Below are 16,094 nucleotides of genomic sequence, written 5' to 3'. Positions count from 1 at the left end.
TTCCGAAGATACGAGGATACAATCATGGCTGATATCCAGATCCGCGCGGTGCGCAAGACTTACGGCAAGACCCCGACGCTGCACGGGATCGATCTGTTCTTCTCCTCGGGTGAATTTGTGGTCATCCTGGGCCCGTCCGGCTGCGGCAAGTCCACGCTTCTGCGCATGATCGCAGGCCTTGAAGACATTACCTCCGGCGAGATTGCCATCGGCGGACGCGTCGTCAACCGGTTGGAACCGCGTGAGCGGGGGTGTGCGATGGTGTTCCAGAACTACGCGCTTTATCCGCACATGTCGGTCGCCGGGAACATCGGCTATGCGCTGAAGGTGGCAGGCGTGCCAAAGGCGGAACGTGAAAGGCGGATCGCCGAGACGGCAAAAATCGTTGGCCTTCAGGATTTTCTCGACCGCCGGCCGGCCGCGCTTTCCGGTGGCCAGCGCCAGCGCGTGGCAATGGGCCGCGCCATCATCCGCGAGCCGAAGGTTTTTCTGTTCGACGAACCGCTGTCGAACCTCGACGCCAAGCTGCGCGTCACCATGCGCGCCGAAATCCGCAAGCTGCACCAGAGGCTTGCGGCCACATCGGTGTTTGTTACCCATGATCAGGTGGAGGCGATGACGCTGGCCGACCAGCTCGTGGTGATGAACCGCGGCCATGTCGAGCAGGCCGGCCGGCCGCTCGACATCTACCACCGCCCGGCGAGTACCTTCGTTGCATCGTTCATCGGATCCCCCGCGATGAACCTGTTCCCGGCGCGTATCGAGGCGGATACTGCAATCGCGCGGCTCGACGGCGAACCGGTTCCTATCGGCCCGCTGGCCGCCCGCGCGCTTGGCGGCCGTGACGTCACCATCGGCATTCGCCCGGAGCACTGCCGCCTCGTCAAGGGGAGGCAAGGCCTTCCGGCGCGCATCGATTTTATTGAGGAGCTTGGTGTGGGCCGTGTCCTGCATTGCGAGATCGCCGGTGAGATCTTTGCCGCAGCTGTTGGCGAAGACGCAGACGTTTCCGCCGGTGACACCATCGCCTTGTCGCTTCCTCCCGAACATCTCCACTTTTTCGACAGCGAGACCGGCCGCCGCATCGAATATTCCCTCCCGGCCACAGATATCGCCGCTGTCCGCAGCAGCGCAACCATGACCCACCATACCGGAGTTCTTGCATGACCCAGATCATTTCCGCCGTCGGTTTCTGCAACCGTACAGGCAAGGGCGACCTCACCACGCTTGACGCATCGCTGCGGGAGATCGCAGACACTGGCGCAGACGCCTGCGAGATCGGCATCTATGGCGAGGAAATCGTCTCGGGCGGCCGCATCATCGAGGATCGCTTGCAGCGCGTTGCCAGCATCGCTGGCCAGTACCCGTTCAAGAGGCTGTCGCTGCACGGTCAGATCAGCTCCAATTTCATGGACCGCGAGCATCTGGTCCTGCAGAAGCAGGTGGTGCGGGCCATGCTGGAGATGTGCAACCGCCTGGGCGCCGGCATTCTCGTTCATCATTCAGGCGCCGCCCAGCTTGGCGCTGGCGAGAATGGCGCCGATCTTGACCAGATGGAACGCGAGGCCCTGTCCGCAATGGCCGATGTGGCCAAAGGTTACGGCGTGCGCATCGCGCTTGAAAACATCTTTACCACCGAAAGCGGCCAGTACCGCCAGACGCCGAGCCAGGTGGCTGAGACGGTCAGAGCCATCGGTCATGACAATGTCGTCGCCCTCATCGACTTCAGCCATGCCTATATCGAATCCACCTTCAAGGGCCTCGATTTCCGCGACGAACTGCGCGCCATGGCACCGGTCACCGGCCACCTGCACGTCCATGACAGTTTTGGGCGGCCCTATACGATGGAAAAGTTCTTCCACCCTGCCGAAGCCACAGCCCTTGGCATTGGCGACCTGCACCTGCCGATCGGCTGGGGGGACATTCCCTGGGATGACATCTTTTCAGAGCTGAGCTTCCTGCCGGATACGGCGCTGATCATGGAGATCGGCGCTGAGCGCTTCCGCGACCAGCAGCCCGCCTGCCTCACGCGCGCCCAGGAGCTGGCGCAGATGGTGGTGAGGCGCTGACCGTCACCTTCACCCGCGTGCCGTCCCTTTTGCATTTGGGGCTATCGCCGTTCACGGCGCTGGCGCTGCACCGGGGCCTGCCGCACATTCCGTGTCCCCCCGGCTCGCGCTGCGCTTGGCCGGGGTGACCCGGTGCCTGATGCCGGGCTGTGCATTACGCCGGGAGTGAGGCGGCGTTCTTGCCTCACACCTCCGGTACGGGCAATCCGCGCACGAGGTCGCGCAGGCCCTGGGAATAGCCCTGGCGCAGGGTGAGGAGATAGGCGTCATCCTCGTCAAAGGTGTGCAGGTGCTCTGCCGTCAGGCTGTCCTTGCCATAGACCATCAGGTCGATCGGCGGGCCGACCGACAGATTGGAGCGGATGGTGGCGTCGAAGGAGAGCAGGGCCAGCTTCGCGGCCTCTGCCGGGTCCGTTTCCAGCGTCAGCAGCCGGTCGAGGATCGGCTTGCCGTATTTGGTCTCGCCGATCTGCAGGAAGGGCGTGCGCTCGGAGGCTTCCATGAAGTTGCCGGCGGAATAGACCTGGAACAGGCGCGGCTCCTCGTCGCGGATCTGGCCGCCGACAAGGAAGGAGGCGGCCGGATCGCCATAGGGCTTCACGAAGGAGGCATCCCGGTTCAGCACCTCGCGCAGGGTGTCACCCACCTTCTGGGCCGCATCGAACAGGGTCAGCGACTGGGTCATGTCCCGGTGGAAGTCGCCGCTGCCATAGCTCTGCTTCAGCTGCGAGATCACGGCCTGCGTGGTGGCGAGATTGCCTGCCGACAGCACGGTGATGATGCGCTCACCCGGTGTCTCGAAGGTGGACATCTTGGAGACGGTGGCGATCTGGTCGACGCCTGCATTGGTGCGGGAGTCTGACGCAAGGATCAGGCCGGTGCGAAGCAGGATGCCGAGGCAATAGGTCATGCGGGGGCCGACTCGCGCGAGTGATTGTCATTTTCCCTGTCTAACCCATTTGCGCCCCATGCCCAAATGCTGCCTCCCCCAACGCTGCCCCGGCAGGGTTTCCCCGCCCCGTGGCCTTGCGGGCCTTTACAAGCAGCCATTCTGACGTCTAAGGGAAAGGGCCGGGCGCGCGGCGGCAGTCCGCATGCGCAAGGGCCCGCGAGTTTTCGCCCAGTTTTCGCAATCCGGACCATCACGATGAGTGCCACCGACCTGACCAGCGGCCCCGAGGCGGGCCTCTCCGCCGATGCTGCCGCATCCGCAGCCCTGATGGACCTGCCGGAGGATGACAGCGGCTGCCCGGTGATGCTGCGCAACGCGCCTTCGACGGTGGAGTTCAAGAAGCTGCGCAAGCGCCTCCTGCGTGAGGTGCGTCAGGCCATTGACGATTACGGCATGGTGCCTGCGGATGCCGCGGTGAAACGGCCGAAGTGGCTGGTCTGCCTGTCCGGCGGCAAGGACAGCTACACGCTGCTGGCGGTGCTGATGGACCTGAAGTGGCGCGGGCTGCTGCCGGTGGATCTTCTGGCCTGCAATCTCGATCAGGCCCAGCCGGGCTTTCCGCCGGAGATCCTGCCCGCCTTCTTTGAAAAGAACGGCATCGAGAACATCATCGTGCGCGAGGATACGTTCTCCATCGTCACGGCGAAGATCCCGGCGCACAAGACCTATTGCTCGCTGTGCTCGCGCCTGCGCCGCGGCATTCTCTACCGCATCGCGCGGGAGCAGGGCTGCGAGGCCATCGTGCTGGGCCACCACCGCGAGGACATTCTGGAAACCTTCTTCATGAACCTCTTCCACGGCGGGCGCCTTGCCTCCATGCCGCCGAAGCTGGTCAATGACGAGGGCGACCTGATGGTGCTGCGCCCGCTCGCCTATTGCGCCGAAAGCGATGTGGCGAAGTTTGCCGCAGGCATGCAGTTCCCGATCATCCCTTGCAATCTCTGCGGCTCGCAGGATGGGTTGCAGCGCGAGGAAGTGAAGCGCATGCTGATGGACTGGGAGCGTGCCTCTCCGGGCCGTCTCGGCGTCATGGCGCGGGCGCTGGCCCACACGCGGCCTTCGCATCTCCTCGACCGCAGCCTCTTCGACTTCGCCTCCCTGCGCCCCGGCGAGAACAACGGCGGTGAAGCGCGCGACGCCGAAGAACCCTGCGGCGCAGGCCTTGCCATGACGCGCAATCTCTTCGCGGCAGAGTAGTCGCAGTTCCCGGCAAGACGTGCGGCCCGGCAGTTTGCCTCAGGCCCGGAAAGCTGACAGCTCTGCACGGGCCTGACCTGCGCCCGAAAACTCGCTCCTGTCCGGGCCGGGCACAGCATCGCGCCCTTCAAAGCCGCCGGCCGGCTGGTTGCGGATGAGGATGGTGAGCCCGGCATCCGGCTGTTCCCCGGCCTGCACGGCGAGCCCGCCATGGGCCTTGCAGGCCTGCTGGGCATCGATCCTGCCTGCGGGGGCAAAGATGACCAGCCGGGCGCAATCAATGCGGGCCAGTTCCACATCCTTCTGCCCGGAACCGCTGCCCATCAGCACCACGGCCGCCAGAGTGGCTGCGAGCGCCAACGGCAGCACCACGGCCGCCGCAGGCAGCGCCTGAACCGCCTTGCCGCGCCTTCCTGCCTTACCTGCCTGCGGCAGGGCCTGCGTTCTGGCCTGTGTCCTGGCCAGTGCTGTTTTCAGTGCCCCTGTGAGTGTACGGGCGGTCCTGCGGATCTGTCTCCGTGCCTGCCGTGCTGCCAGTCTCAGCGCTTTCATCCCCATGGTGCCATCCCCGCTCCACTCCGGCCGGCCCTGCGCCCGCCTCATGTCCCGAAGACTGCCAAAACCCGCCTGTACCGCACCGGAACCCGCGGTTCATCTGCGGTTCAGGGAGGAAGGGCGGGGGAGAACAGCACGCAAGAATAAGCATGTGTACTTATGCATCTTCTGCTTGCATTTATCTTTCCGCGCCGCTCTGATGCTGATGCCGTTAACCATCGGAACGGCTGGGGGCAGGGATGGAGAGGTTTTTCGCGCATTCGGTCGAAGGCGCGCCGTTTGAGGTGTGGCAGGGGCTGAGGGAACATCTGGGCGACGTTGGCAGCTTGGCGGCCAACTTTGCAGAGCCCTTTGGGGTGGCTGCAATGTCCCGGCTTGCCGGTCTTCTGCATGACCTCGGCAAGTACAATCCGGCCTTTCAGCGCTACATCGCCGGCAAGGGCTCGTCCGTGGATCATGCCACTGCGGGGGCGGCAGTTCTCATGCAGAGGGCGGAGACCGCTGGTCCCGGGCTCAAGGCTGTGCTGGAACTGCTGGCCCATGCCATTGCCGGTCACCACGGCGGCATGCCGGACAGGTTGCTGCTGCCGGAGGCTTCGGGGCGCAGTCTTGCACAGCGGCTGGAAGCCTTTGACGAAGCAACGCTCGATACTGGCTGGCAGGAAGAACTGGGGCAGGAGCTTGAGGCGATCCTGACCGGAGTGGCGGGGCCGCTTTTCCCGCCGGCGTTCCGGGTGGACGGGCGCACGCGCGGCAGGTCGCCGGATACCGCCAGGGCGTTTCAGCTGGCGTTTCTGGGACGCATGGTTTTCTCCTGCCTTGTGGATGCGGACTTCAAGGACACGGAGATCTTCTACAGCGGTATTGCGCAGGAGACGCCGGACCGTGAGTGGCCGGATCTGCGCAGCGAGGTGGAGCGCCTGAGGGCAGGCTTTGACGCCTATATGGCAGCCAAGGCGCAGACGGCGAAGGCAGGTCCGCTCAACAGTTTGCGGGGCACGATCCTGTCCCATGTCCGCGCCCGTGCCGGCGATACTCCGGGCCTTTTCTCACTCAACGTGCCGACCGGCGGCGGCAAGACGCTGGCTTCTCTCGGCTTTGCGCTGGACCATGCGGCGATCCACGGGCACCGGCGCATCATCTATGCCTGTCCCTTCACCTCCATCATCGATCAGACGGCGCAGATCTTTCAGGAGGTGCTGGGCAGCGGAATGGTGCTGGAGCATCATTCGGCCATTGAGGAGGATAAGATTGAAGAGCGTGGCCAGCGCGACAAGCTGAAGCTGGCGATGGAGGATTGGGCGGCGCCCGTCATCGTCACCACCAACGTCCAACTTTTCGAAAGCCTCTTCGCCAACCGGCCCGGCCGCTGCCGCAAGCTGCACAACATTGCCCGCAGCGTCATCATACTGGACGAGGCGCAGACCTTGCCGCTGCATCTGCTGAAGCCGGCGGTGATGGCGCTGGACGAACTGGCGCGCAATTACGGCTGTACGATCCTGCTGTGCACCGCCACCCAGCCTGCACTGGACCGCAGGGACTACGAGGATGACCCGCTGCTGGGGCTGGCGCTGGAGGGGCGGGAACTGGCACCGGACCCGGCTGGCCTTGCACGGCAGCTGAGACGTGCCACCATCCGTCACGGGGGTACTCTGGCCGATGATGATCTTGTCCGGGCTCTGGAGGAGACGCCGCAGGCGCTCGTCATTGTCAACAGCCGCAAGCATGCGCTGGATCTCTACAGGGCGGCGCAGGCCGAAGGGCTGGAGGGGCTGGTGCATCTCACCACCCGCCAGTGCGCCGCGCACCGCAAGCTCATTCTGGACGATGTACGCCAGCGCCTGAAAGGGGAGGCTCCCTGCCGTGTCATTGCCACCTCGCTGATCGAGGCAGGCGTCGATGTAGATTTTCCCCGCGTCTGGCGGGCGGAGGCCGGGCTGGATCAGGTTCTGCAGGCGGCGGGCCGCTGCAACCGCGAGGGGCGCAAAGGGCCGGAGGAAAGCTTGGTGACGGTCTTCATCCCGGCAGACCACACCGCGCCCCGGGAAATGCGTCAGCTCGCCGAGGTGTTCCGCAGCATCTCCGGCGAGCATGGCGACCTGTTTTCGCCGCTGGCGGTGAAGGCCTATTTCCAGGAACTCTATTGGCGGCGTGGCGCAGGCCTTGACCGGGAAAACATCCTTGATCTCGTCCGCTGGGATGTGACGGGCACGCAGATGTCCTACCGCAGCATCGCGGAGCGGTTCCGCATGATCGAGACCGCCATGGTGCCAGTGATCATCCCTTATGACGATGAGGCGCAGGAGTGGATCGATAAGCTGTCTGTCGAAACCATCTCCTCCGGCACCCTTGCCCGCAAGCTGCAACGCCATGTGGTGCAGGTGCCCAAACCGGCGCGGGATCTGCTCATCAACGCTCGCCACGTCTCCTTCCGTGCCCCGCACCTGCGCGCTGACCAGTTCGCCGTGCTGGGAAAGGCGAGCGGCCTGTACAAGCCGGATCTGGGGCTGCTCTGGGATGATGCCGGGTTTCTGAATATCGAAGGTTCAATTTTCTAGGGAGGCAAGTGTGCAATGCCTTATGGCATAAAACTATATGTCTCAGGCCCCTACGCCTGTTTCACCAGACCTGAAATGAAGGTCGAGCGCGTCTCTTATGACGTGATGACGCCCTCTGCCGCCCGGGGCATTCTGGAGGCGGTGCACTGGAAACCGGCGATCCGCTGGGTAATCGACCGTATCCACGTGCTGAAGCCCATTCGCTTCCAGTCCATCCGGCGCAACGAGGTGGGCCACAAGGCGCCGGCCGGGAAAATCCGCACGGCGATGAACCGGGAGAGCCTTGAGGGGCTGGCGCTGCTGGTGGACGAGGACCGGCAGCAGCGGGCCTCCACCGTGCTTGTCGATGTGGCCTATGTCATCGAGGCGCATTTCGAGCTGACGACACGGGCCGATGCCTCCGACAACGAGGGCAAGCACCTCGACATCTTCAACCGCAGGGCCGCGCGCGGCCAGTGCTTCCACCAGCCCTGCCTCGGCACGCGGGAGTTTGCCGCTGATTTCCGCCTGATCGGCGAAGGCGAGCCCATTCCGGCATCCGAAGTTGGCAGCCGTGATCTCGGCTTCATGCTGTGGGACATCGACCACACGCGGCCGGACCGTCCGTCCATGTTCTTCCGGGCGGAACTGGTGGACGGCGTCCTCCACGTGCCGCAGCCCGGCTCACCGGAGATCCGCAAATGACGATACTTCAGGCCCTGAACCGCCTGGGCGAGCGGATGGAGGCCGAAGGCAGGCTTCCCCCGCTGGGCTTCTCGAGCGAAAAGATCAGCTTCGCTATCTCGCTGCGGGAAGATGGCGCCTGCGCCGAGGTCATCGACCTGCGCGATGTGACCAGTAAGAAACTGCCGCCGAAGCAGATGGCTGTTCCCCAGCCGGTGAAGCGCACGTCCGGCGTGGCGCCGAATTTCCTCTGGGACAAGACGGCCTATGTGCTGGGCGTGACGGCGGGCGAGGGCAAGCGGCTGGCGGAGGAGCATGCCGCTTTCGTGGAGCGTCACCTGAAGGAACTGGACGGCAGCGAGGATGTGGGGCTGAAGGCGCTGCGCCTGTTTCTCCAGTCCTGGAACCCGGAGAATTTCACACCGCCGCTCTGGCCGGAGGAGATGCGGGACCAGAATGTCGTCTTTGAACTGGCGGCAGATCACCGCAAACGTTTCCTGCACGAGCGGCCCGCCGCGCGGGCGCTGTGGGACCGCCTCAATGCCGAAGGTGCTGGCGGGCTCGCGGTCTGTCTTGTCACGGGCGAGGCCGCACCTGTCGCCCGGCTGCATCCGGCGGTCAAGGGCGTCTGGGGCGCGCAGTCCTCCGGTGCCTCGCTTGTCTCTTTCAATCTGGATGCCTTCACCTCCTATGGCCATGAACAGGGCGACAATGCGCCCGTTTCCGCCGCAGTGGCAGCGCGTTACACCGGCGCGCTGAACGAATGCCTCAAGCGCGGCAGCGGCCATTTTCTGCAACTCGGAGATGCCTCGACCATCTTCTGGGCGGAACCCAAGGAGGATGGGCTTGATGCCGGGCTGCTGGAGCTGGCTGAATCGGTTGCCATCGGCTTCTTTGACGAGCCGCCACCGGCGGATATGGGAGCGCAGGCGCAGCAGGTGCAGGCCATCCTCTTGCGCATAAGGGCGGGCGAAAGGCTGGAAAGCCTGAAGCCGGAACTGGCGGAAGGCGTGCGCTTTCATGTGCTGGGCCTTGCCCCCAATGCGGCGCGCCTGTCGGTCCGCTTCTACTGGCAGGATGATTTCGGCGTGCTGGCGGACAATTACCGCCGCTTCTCCGCCGAAATGGCGATTGCGCCGCCGCCCCGCTCGGGCAATCCGCCCTTGTGGCGCTACCTCCGCGAGACAGCCGTTCTGGGCAAGAGCGAGAACGTGCCGCCGAACCTTGCCGGGGAGTGGCTGCGCTCGATCCTGACCGGCACGGACTATCCGCTGACGCTGCTGTCCTCGGTGCTGATGCGCCTGCGGGCGGATGGCGATGTCAATGCCCTGCGCGTGGCGATGCTGCGCGCTGTCCTGATCCGCAATTTCAAACTTCACCCTGAGAAGGAGGCTCCCGTGGCTTTTGACCCGGACAACGAGAACAAGGGCTATCTGCTGGGGCGGCTGTTTGCCGTCTACGAGCAGATCCAGTCTGCCGCGCTGGGCGGTGTCAACACCAGCATCAAGGACAAGTTCTACGGCTCGGCCCCGGCGCAGCCGCAAAAGGTTTTTGCCATGCTCGACAGGGGCTCGGCCCCGCATCTGTCCAAGCTGGGCAAGACGCGGCCGGACCAGAAGGTCAATCTGGAAAAGCTGGTCTTCTCCATCATGGAGAAGATGTCGCCGGACGGCGATCCGTTCCCCGTGGCCCTGGCTCCGCAGGAACAGGCGCTCTTCGGCCTCGGCTACTACCATCAGCGCAATGAATTCTTCAAACCGGCCAAGGATGCCGCTCCGCAGGAGGAAACTGCAGAATGACCACGCTCGCCAACCGTTACGAATTCGTCCTGCTGTTTGAAGTGACCAACGGCAATCCGAACGGCGATCCGGACGCAGGCAACCTGCCGCGCATGGACCCGGAGACGAACCATGGCCTCGTCACCGACGTGAGCCTGAAGCGCAAGGTGCGCAACTACATGGAGTTTGCCCGAAGCGGCGAGCCTGGCTTCGGCATCTATGTGCAGGAAGGCGCCATCCTCAACGAAAAGCACCGGGAAGCCTACAAGGCCCTGCGTCCGGATGCGGAAAAGGTGGCGAAGGAGAAGTCGCTCAACCCCGCCAACGACGAGGAGGCGCTGAAGCTGCGCGATTTCATGTGCCGCAACTTCTTCGATGTGCGCACCTTTGGCGCCGTCATGAGCACGGGCATCAATTGCGGTCAGGTGCGGGGGCCGGTGCAGGTGACCTTCTCCCATTCGATCGAGCCGATCCAGCCGCTGGAAGTTTCCATCACCCGCATGGCGGCCACCAGCGAGAAGGAGAAATCCGCTCAGCAGGCCGGATCGGATGGCAACGAGCGCACCGAAAACCGCACCATGGGCCGCAAGCACATCGTGCCTTATGGCCTTTACCGCGCCCATGGCTTCATCTCGGCGAAGCTGGCGGAGCGAACCGGCTTTTCGGAAGCGGACAAGGACCTCTTGTTCGAGGCGCTTGAGAACATGTTCGAGCATGACCGTTCCGCCGCGCGCGGCGAGATGGCCAGCCGCAAACTGATCGTGTTCCGGCATGACTGCGCCCTCGGCAAGGCGCCTGCCCATGTCCTTTTCGACCGGGTGCAGGTGGGCCGCAATGTGGATGGCGAGTTCCGCGCCATCGATGACCGGGGCCTTGGCAACCTGCCGCCGGCCCGCAAGTTCTCCGACTACATCGTCACCATCGACCGGGACAACCTGCCGGCCGGGGTGGAGATCATCGAGCGGCTGTAAGCCATGGGCGAGGGGGCGGACCTGACCGGCAGCGCAGAACCGGGGCTGGACGAGGGGGAGGCAATACCTCTCTCCGCCCTTCAGCACGCCGTTTACTGCCTGCGGCAGGCCGCCCTCATCCATCTGGAGCGGCTGTGGGCGGACAACCGCTTCACCGCCGAAGGGCATGTGCTGCATGCGGTGGCGGACAAGCCGGGCACCCGGCACGGGCGCGGCGTGCGGCGGGTTTCGGCCCTGCCGCTCGCAAGCCGCAGCCTCAACATCGCAGGCGTGGCCGATCTGGTGGAGTTCCACAAGGCTCCGTCCGGTGAGGGGGCTGGCGGGGAGGTGCCCTATCCGGTGGAGTTCAAGCGCGGCAAGGCCAAGCTGCACCGGGCCGATGAGGTGCAGCTCTGTGCGCAGGCTCTGTGCCTTGAGGAGATGACCGGGCAGCCCGTGCCCGCAGGTGCGCTTTACTATGCCGAGCCGAAACGGCGGCTGGAGGTGCCATTTGATGCGGAACTGCGGGCGCTGACGCTGGCCACTATTGCAGAGCTTGCGGCCATCTTTGCCACCCGGCGCACACCGCCACCCGTCTACCGCGCTGACCGGTGCCGGGCCTGCTCGCTGGCAGAGCTTTGCCGCCCGAAGCAGGTGGCACGGCCCGTCCTCGCCTGGCGTGCGCGGCAGATCCGGGATCTGCTGGAATCTGAGGAAGGCGCATGAAGAAGCTTCTGAATACGGTCTATGTCACCACCGAGGGGGCTGCCCTGCGCAAGGACGGCGAAAACCTCGTGGTCGAGGTGGAAGGCGTGGAACGCGCCCGCGTGCCGCTGCACATGCTGGGCGGCCTTGTTGCCTTCGGCCCCATTCTTCTGTCTCCGGCCCTGATGGGGGCCTGTGCCGCCGGTGGCATCACCATCGTTCTGCTGGAGCGGAACGGCCGGTTTCAGGCCCGCGTGGAAGGGCCGGTCAGCGGCAATGTGCTTCTGCGGCGGGCGCAATACACCGCCTCGGAAGATCCGGACAGCATCGTGCGCGGCTTCATCATGGGCAAGATCGCCAATCAGCGCAGCGTGCTCCTGCGGCACCTCCGCGACCATGGCGCTGACACGCCGGAGGAGGCACGGCAGGCGCTGGACCATGCCACGGGCCGCATGGCCCGACTGCTGCAAAAGCTGGAGGTGCTGCAGGGGCTGGACCTGCTGCGCGGCGCAGAAGGGGAGGCGGCACAGCTTTACTTCGGTGTTTTCAACCATCTGATCCGCTCGCCGGATGCGGAGATCCATTTTCGCGGCCGTTCCCGCCGGCCGCCGCTGGACCCGGTCAACGCGCTGCTGTCCTTCCTCTACACCCTTCTCACCCATGACTGCCGCAGCGCGGCGGAAAGCGTCGGCCTTGATCCGGCGGTCGGCTTCCTCCACCGGGACAGGCCGGGACGGCCTAGCCTTGCGCTGGATCTCATGGAGGAACTGCGGCCCGTGCTGGCGGACCGGCTGGCCCTGTCTCTCTTCAACCGCCGTCAGCTCCGGGCAAGAGATTTCGAGCTGCGCGATGGCGGCGCCGTCTTTCTGGGCGATGAGGCGCGCAAGCTTGTGCTCACCGCCTGGCAGGAGCGCAAGCGCGAGGAGCGCCAGCACCCGTTTCTGGAGGAAAAGGCGCCCCTCGGCCTCGTGCCCTATCTTCAGGCGCAGCTTCTCTCCCGCCATCTGCGCGGCGATCTTGACGCCTATCCCCCCTGGTTTTGGAAGTGAGGCGGCCTCATGCTCGTGCTCGTCACTTATGATGTGAACACGTCCGGTCCCGGCGGGGCAGGGCGCCTGCGCCGCGTTGCCAAGGCCTGCCGCGACTATGGCCAGCGGGTGCAATATTCGGTTTTCGAGATCGAGGTGGACCCGGCACAATGGACCATGCTGAAAGCCCGGCTGGAAGGCATCGTCGATCTGGAAACGGACAGCCTGCGCTATTACTATCTGGGGGCGAACTGGCAGCGCCGGGTGGAACACGTGGGCGCCAAGCCCGCCGCTGACCTCAACGGCCCGCTGATCATCTAGGGTAGTTCGTTGCACCTGCGCACGTGGCCCGGTGCGGCGCAGCAGGCTTTTGCGCCGGGCGCGAACCTGAAGTGTGACCCGTTTCCCCGGCAGGTTCGCGCTCCGCCCCGCTCTTTGACATTGCTGTCTTTTCTGCCGCGCTCTGTGCCGCGCTGCCTTCGCCTTCGATCCTTGTCCACCCTTTGCCCGCAGGATCGCGCTGCGGGGCGGAATTGCATTTTGCGGCCAAACTGTTAGGACTAAACAGGTCGCCCCCTCACAGGGGCGCGGATCGAAACCAGGCGTTGATGCGCGCCTGGCGGACGGCCGGACAGGTCGCCCCCTCACAGGGGCGCGGATCGAAACACGGACTGCTACCGGCGCCTGGCTGCGGTGGCGGCGGTCGCCCCCTCACAGGGGCGCGGATCGAAACCAGTACAACCGTTCGATGGTTGCAGCACTGTCCCGGTCGCCCCCTCACAGGGGCGCGGATCGAAACTTCGGCACCAGCACAAAGAATTCGCGGATCATGCGGTCGCCCCCTCACAGGGGCGCGGATCGAAACCAGGTACTGACCAAGCGGACGAAGCGGATGCGGCGGGTCGCCCCCTCACAGGGGCGCGGATCGAAACCGCCAGAGACATATCGGGATAGCTGCCGAGAGACGGTCGCCCCCTCACAGGGGCGCGGATCGAAACCCGATAGACGATCTGCGCTGCGCCATAGCGCCCTGGTCGCCCCCTCACAGGGGCGCGGATCGAAACACCAGCACCGAACCAACCCAAAAGTCCGCCGCGCGGTCGCCCCCTCACAGGGGCGCGGATCGAAACTGACAGTCCAGGCAAAAGCCAAAGGAGGCGGCTCGGTCGCCCCCTCACAGGGGCGCGGATCGAAACAATGAACAGTGGCTCGCCGATCCGCTGCGCTGGAAGGTCGCCCCCTCACAGGGGCGCGGATCGAAACGTCAGCCAATCAACTTGCCGTGCCCATCGAGCAGAGGTCGCCCCCTCACAGGGGCGCGGATCGAAACATGGAATGCCGCATCCAGTTGATGCGCGCAACCGCGGTCGCCCCCTCACAGGGGCGCGGATCGAAACTTCTTCAAGCAGTGGGGCGAATGGGTGTCAATTGGTCGCCCCCTCACAGGGGCGCGGATCGAAACGTGATGGATGAGGGTGGCGCGCCCGCGCTCGCTGGGTCGCCCCCTCACAGGGGCGCGGATCGAAACGGCCAGTCAAATCTCAGTTTGCGCGACAGACAGAGGTCGCCCCCTCACAGGGGCGCGGATCGAAACGCTGCAACCTAATCCGCGATTTGTGGACGCGGATGGGTCGCCCCCTCACAGGGGCGCGGATCGAAACAGGGCATGGACGATCTCAACCGCTCGTATCAGGGGGGCGCCCCCTCACAGGGGCGCGGATCGAAACAGTGGAGATTCGGACCAGCCCGCGCGGATCCAGAGGTCGCCCCCTCACAGGGGCGCGGATCGAAACGTGCCACCGGCAAAGCGGACATTCGCACCCTCCGGTCGCCCCCTCACAGGGGCGCGGATCGAAACAGGCGGACGGCATCACTGTGAGCCTGTCGAACATGGTCGCCCCCTCACAGGGGCGCGGATCGAAACATCATGGGCGTTGACGAATGGTCCGCCTCTCCGAGGTCGCCCCCTCACAGGGGCGCGGATCGAAACCTGGATGATGCGTCCGTGAACATTGAAAGCTGGCTGGGTCGCCCCCTCACAGGGGCGCGGATCGAAACCCGGCAGTCAGGGTGGCACCAGCTGTCCCGGTCGGTCGCCCCCTCACAGGGGCGCGGATCGAAACATTCCGATATGACGGTGGTCACGGCCATCGGCAGGTCGCCCCCTCACAGGGGCGCGGATCGAAACAGCGAGTACCTTTTCGTAGTTGTCAGAAGCCTCGACGGTCGCCCCCTCACAGGGGCGCGGATCGAAACACCACGCTTTCCGTCAAGCTGCCGCCGTCCGTTGGTCGCCCCCTCACAGGGGCGCGGATCGAAACCACGGTATCGGCCTGATGCGCGTGGCGAGATCGGGTCGCCCCCTCACAGGGGCGCGGATCGAAACACTCTACACAGACCGGGACCAGCAGGCCCGTTACCCGGTCGCCCCCTCACAGGGGCGCGGATCGAAACTGAGGCAGATGCAGACGAGAGGGGCTGGCCCGATGTCGCCCCCTCACAGGGGCGCGGATCGAAACTGCGCCTCATCGACCATGATCAGCGTGTGACGGCCGTCGCCCCCTCACAGGGGCGCGGATCGAAACGTTTCAGGTGATATAATCTGCCGGGCGTTGTCGGGTCGCCCCCTCACAGGGGCGCGGATCGAAACATCTGGCTAGACGCCGACGAACCAAACAGGCCCGGGTCGCCCCCTCACAGGGGCGCGGATCGAAACCAAGGGCTCCCAGTCGACCGCTCGCAGTACCGGGAGTCGCCCCCTCACAGGGGCGCGGATCGAAACCTGATGCACGTTCCAGACTGCCATGCAGGTACCCGGTCGCCCCCTCACCGGGGCGCGGAGGGAGGCACCACAAAAACAAAAAAAGGCCGGAGCGGTTGCCGCTCCGGCCTTTTTCAAACGCTCACTTCAACGGCATCAGGCAGCTGTCGTGGGGATGCCTTTTTCGGTGAAGACGGCCTGGAGTTCCTGGTTCTGGAACATCTCGCGCACGATGTCGCAGCCGCCGAGGAATTCGCCCTTGACGTAGAGCTGCGGGATCGTCGGCCAGTTGGTGAAGTCCTTGATGCCCTGGCGCAGATCAGCATCTTCCAGCACGTTGATGCCCTTGTAGGGCACGCCGATGTAGTCGAGGATCTGAACGACCTGGCCGGAGAAGCCGCACTGCGGGAAGTTCGGCGTGCCCTTCATGAACAGCACGACATCGTTCGTCTCGACTTCGTTCTTGATCCAGTCCTGGATGCTCATTGCCATGTCCTTCCGGGAGCCTTGTCCCTGATGGGGCCGGGCGTGGGCCGGCCTGTGCGTTTTACAAATCAGCTGCGGGCCTGTGCCTTGCGGCTCCGGCTGGCCCGCTCCGGTTCAGTCTCAGTCCATTGCTCAATCGGGGGCGCTGGTCTGCAGGGCGAGGGCGTGCAGCGTGCCGCCCATGTTGCCCTTCAGCGCCTGATAGACCATCTGATGCTGCTGGACGCGGCTCTTGCCGCGGAAGGATTCCGAGACCACGTTGGCGGCGTAGTGGTCGCCGTCGCCCGCCAGATCGCGCACCTCGACGGTTGCGTCGGGCAGGGCGGCCTTGATCAGGGTGATGATCTCGTTTGCGTCCATCGGCATGTGGTCAGTCCTCTTCCCTCTGAAGT

At 64.9% G+C, this 16,094-nt stretch carries 14 protein-coding genes and 1 CRISPR repeat array; of the genes, 10 read left to right on the top strand and 4 right to left on the bottom strand.

All coding sequences use genetic code 11. From position 1 onward, the window contains the following. Positions 1-24 precede the first annotated feature (24 nt). Together ACVNHC_RS14320 and ACVNHC_RS14315 are read left to right on the top strand one after the other, a co-directional pair. A complete protein-coding gene (locus ACVNHC_RS14320; protein WP_457167644.1) occupies positions 25-1,167 on the top strand; it encodes a sn-glycerol-3-phosphate import ATP-binding protein UgpC in 1,143 nt (380 codons plus the stop codon). After that, positions 1,164-2,069, top strand: a complete 906-nt coding sequence (locus ACVNHC_RS14315) for a TIM barrel protein (RefSeq protein ID WP_457167643.1) — start codon at positions 1,164-1,166, stop codon at positions 2,067-2,069. Before ACVNHC_RS14320 ends, ACVNHC_RS14315 begins: the two co-directional genes overlap by 4 nt. A 184-nt stretch (positions 2,070-2,253) precedes the next feature. Here the strand turns inward: ACVNHC_RS14315 and ACVNHC_RS14310 are convergent, their stop codons facing one another. Next, the gene (locus tag ACVNHC_RS14310) at positions 2,254-2,979 is read right to left on the bottom strand and encodes a peptidase (protein ID WP_050472643.1); all 726 of its coding nucleotides are present in this window, start codon (positions 2,977-2,979) and stop codon (positions 2,254-2,256) included. A 309-nt stretch (positions 2,980-3,288) separates the two neighbouring features. On the opposite strand from ACVNHC_RS14310, the gene ttcA reads away from it, so the two are divergent. Then, the gene (gene ttcA / locus ACVNHC_RS14305) at positions 3,289-4,218 is read left to right on the top strand and encodes a tRNA 2-thiocytidine(32) synthetase TtcA (RefSeq protein WP_094462072.1); all 930 of its coding nucleotides are present in this window, start codon (positions 3,289-3,291) and stop codon (positions 4,216-4,218) included. Positions 4,219-4,257: 39 nt separating this feature from the next. Here the strand turns inward: ttcA and ACVNHC_RS14300 are convergent, their stop codons facing one another. After that, the gene (locus ACVNHC_RS14300) at positions 4,258-4,776 is read right to left on the bottom strand and encodes a hypothetical protein (RefSeq protein WP_457167642.1); all 519 of its coding nucleotides are present in this window, start codon (positions 4,774-4,776) and stop codon (positions 4,258-4,260) included. A gap of 236 nt (positions 4,777-5,012) precedes the next feature. Between ACVNHC_RS14300 and ACVNHC_RS14295 the strand changes: the two genes are divergently transcribed. The 7 genes from ACVNHC_RS14295 (at position 5,013) to cas2 (ending at position 12,776) form a co-directional block, all read left to right on the top strand. Then, entirely contained in the window at positions 5,013-7,331 is a 2,319-nt protein-coding gene (locus ACVNHC_RS14295) for a CRISPR-associated endonuclease Cas3'' (protein WP_457167641.1), read from the top strand. A gap of 75 nt (positions 7,332-7,406) precedes the next feature. Further along, positions 7,407-8,015 (top strand): type I-C CRISPR-associated protein Cas5c, encoded by a 609-nt coding sequence (gene cas5c, locus ACVNHC_RS14290; RefSeq protein WP_457167640.1) that lies wholly within the window; start codon positions 7,407-7,409, stop codon positions 8,013-8,015. Continuing rightward, on the top strand, positions 8,012-9,793 hold the full coding sequence (gene cas8c / locus ACVNHC_RS14285) for a type I-C CRISPR-associated protein Cas8c/Csd1 (protein WP_457167639.1): 1,782 nt from the start codon (positions 8,012-8,014) through the stop codon (positions 9,791-9,793). The genes cas5c and cas8c overlap by 4 nt, the downstream gene beginning before the upstream one ends. Beyond that, positions 9,790-10,743, top strand: a complete 954-nt coding sequence (gene cas7c, locus ACVNHC_RS14280) for a type I-C CRISPR-associated protein Cas7/Csd2 (RefSeq protein WP_058899465.1) — start codon at positions 9,790-9,792, stop codon at positions 10,741-10,743. Before cas8c ends, cas7c begins: the two co-directional genes overlap by 4 nt. A gap of 3 nt (positions 10,744-10,746) precedes the next feature. Beyond that, entirely contained in the window at positions 10,747-11,448 is a 702-nt protein-coding gene (gene cas4, locus ACVNHC_RS14275) for a CRISPR-associated protein Cas4 (protein ID WP_457167638.1), read from the top strand. Then, positions 11,445-12,476, top strand: coding sequence for a type I-C CRISPR-associated endonuclease Cas1c (cas1c, locus tag ACVNHC_RS14270; protein ID WP_457167637.1), 1,032 nt, complete (start codon positions 11,445-11,447; stop codon positions 12,474-12,476). Before cas4 ends, cas1c begins: the two co-directional genes overlap by 4 nt. Before the next feature lie 9 nt (positions 12,477-12,485). Further along, a complete protein-coding gene (gene cas2, locus ACVNHC_RS14265) occupies positions 12,486-12,776 on the top strand; it encodes a CRISPR-associated endonuclease Cas2 (protein ID WP_050472652.1) in 291 nt (96 codons plus the stop codon). 246 nt (positions 12,777-13,022) lie between these two features. Continuing rightward, positions 13,023-15,303: direct repeats of the CRISPR family, unit length 32 nt; unit sequence GGTCGCCCCCTCACAGGGGCGCGGATCGAAAC. Between the two features lie 69 nt (positions 15,304-15,372). Here the strand turns inward: cas2 and grxD are convergent. Together grxD and ACVNHC_RS14255 are read right to left on the bottom strand one after the other, a co-directional pair. Then, the gene (gene grxD, locus ACVNHC_RS14260) at positions 15,373-15,702 is read right to left on the bottom strand and encodes a Grx4 family monothiol glutaredoxin (RefSeq protein ID WP_019964614.1); all 330 of its coding nucleotides are present in this window, start codon (positions 15,700-15,702) and stop codon (positions 15,373-15,375) included. Between the two features lie 132 nt (positions 15,703-15,834). Then, a complete protein-coding gene (locus tag ACVNHC_RS14255; protein WP_050472653.1) occupies positions 15,835-16,068 on the bottom strand; it encodes a BolA family protein in 234 nt (77 codons plus the stop codon). Between the last annotated feature and the right edge of the window lie 26 nt (positions 16,069-16,094).

The organism is Pannonibacter sp. Q-1, from assembly GCF_054073275.1.
Note: the sequence above shows the minus strand (reverse complement) of the source record. Positions and strands in the feature narration are given on the sequence as shown.

Bases quoted from the DNA above. Each gene is read 5' to 3' on its own strand.
- cas2 (WP_050472652.1), top strand. From the start codon at position 12,486: ATGCTCGTGCTCGTCACTTATGATGTGAACACGTCCGGTCCCGGCGGG.
- ACVNHC_RS14255 (WP_050472653.1), bottom strand. From the start codon at position 16,068: ATGCCGATGGACGCAAACGAGATCATCACCCTGATCAAGGCCGCCCTG.
- ACVNHC_RS14300 (WP_457167642.1), bottom strand. From the start codon at position 4,776: ATGGGGATGAAAGCGCTGAGACTGGCAGCACGGCAGGCACGGAGACAG.
- grxD (WP_019964614.1), bottom strand. From the start codon at position 15,702: ATGAGCATCCAGGACTGGATCAAGAACGAAGTCGAGACGAACGATGTC.
- ACVNHC_RS14315 (WP_457167643.1), top strand. From the start codon at position 1,164: ATGACCCAGATCATTTCCGCCGTCGGTTTCTGCAACCGTACAGGCAAG.
- ACVNHC_RS14320 (WP_457167644.1), top strand. From the start codon at position 25: ATGGCTGATATCCAGATCCGCGCGGTGCGCAAGACTTACGGCAAGACC.
- cas1c (WP_457167637.1), top strand. From the start codon at position 11,445: ATGAAGAAGCTTCTGAATACGGTCTATGTCACCACCGAGGGGGCTGCC.
- ACVNHC_RS14310 (WP_050472643.1), bottom strand. From the start codon at position 2,979: ATGACCTATTGCCTCGGCATCCTGCTTCGCACCGGCCTGATCCTTGCG.
- ttcA (WP_094462072.1), top strand. From the start codon at position 3,289: ATGGACCTGCCGGAGGATGACAGCGGCTGCCCGGTGATGCTGCGCAAC.
- cas5c (WP_457167640.1), top strand. From the start codon at position 7,407: ATGAAGGTCGAGCGCGTCTCTTATGACGTGATGACGCCCTCTGCCGCC.
- cas8c (WP_457167639.1), top strand. From the start codon at position 8,012: ATGACGATACTTCAGGCCCTGAACCGCCTGGGCGAGCGGATGGAGGCC.
- cas7c (WP_058899465.1), top strand. From the start codon at position 9,790: ATGACCACGCTCGCCAACCGTTACGAATTCGTCCTGCTGTTTGAAGTG.
- cas4 (WP_457167638.1), top strand. From the start codon at position 10,747: ATGGGCGAGGGGGCGGACCTGACCGGCAGCGCAGAACCGGGGCTGGAC.
- ACVNHC_RS14295 (WP_457167641.1), top strand. From the start codon at position 5,013: ATGGAGAGGTTTTTCGCGCATTCGGTCGAAGGCGCGCCGTTTGAGGTG.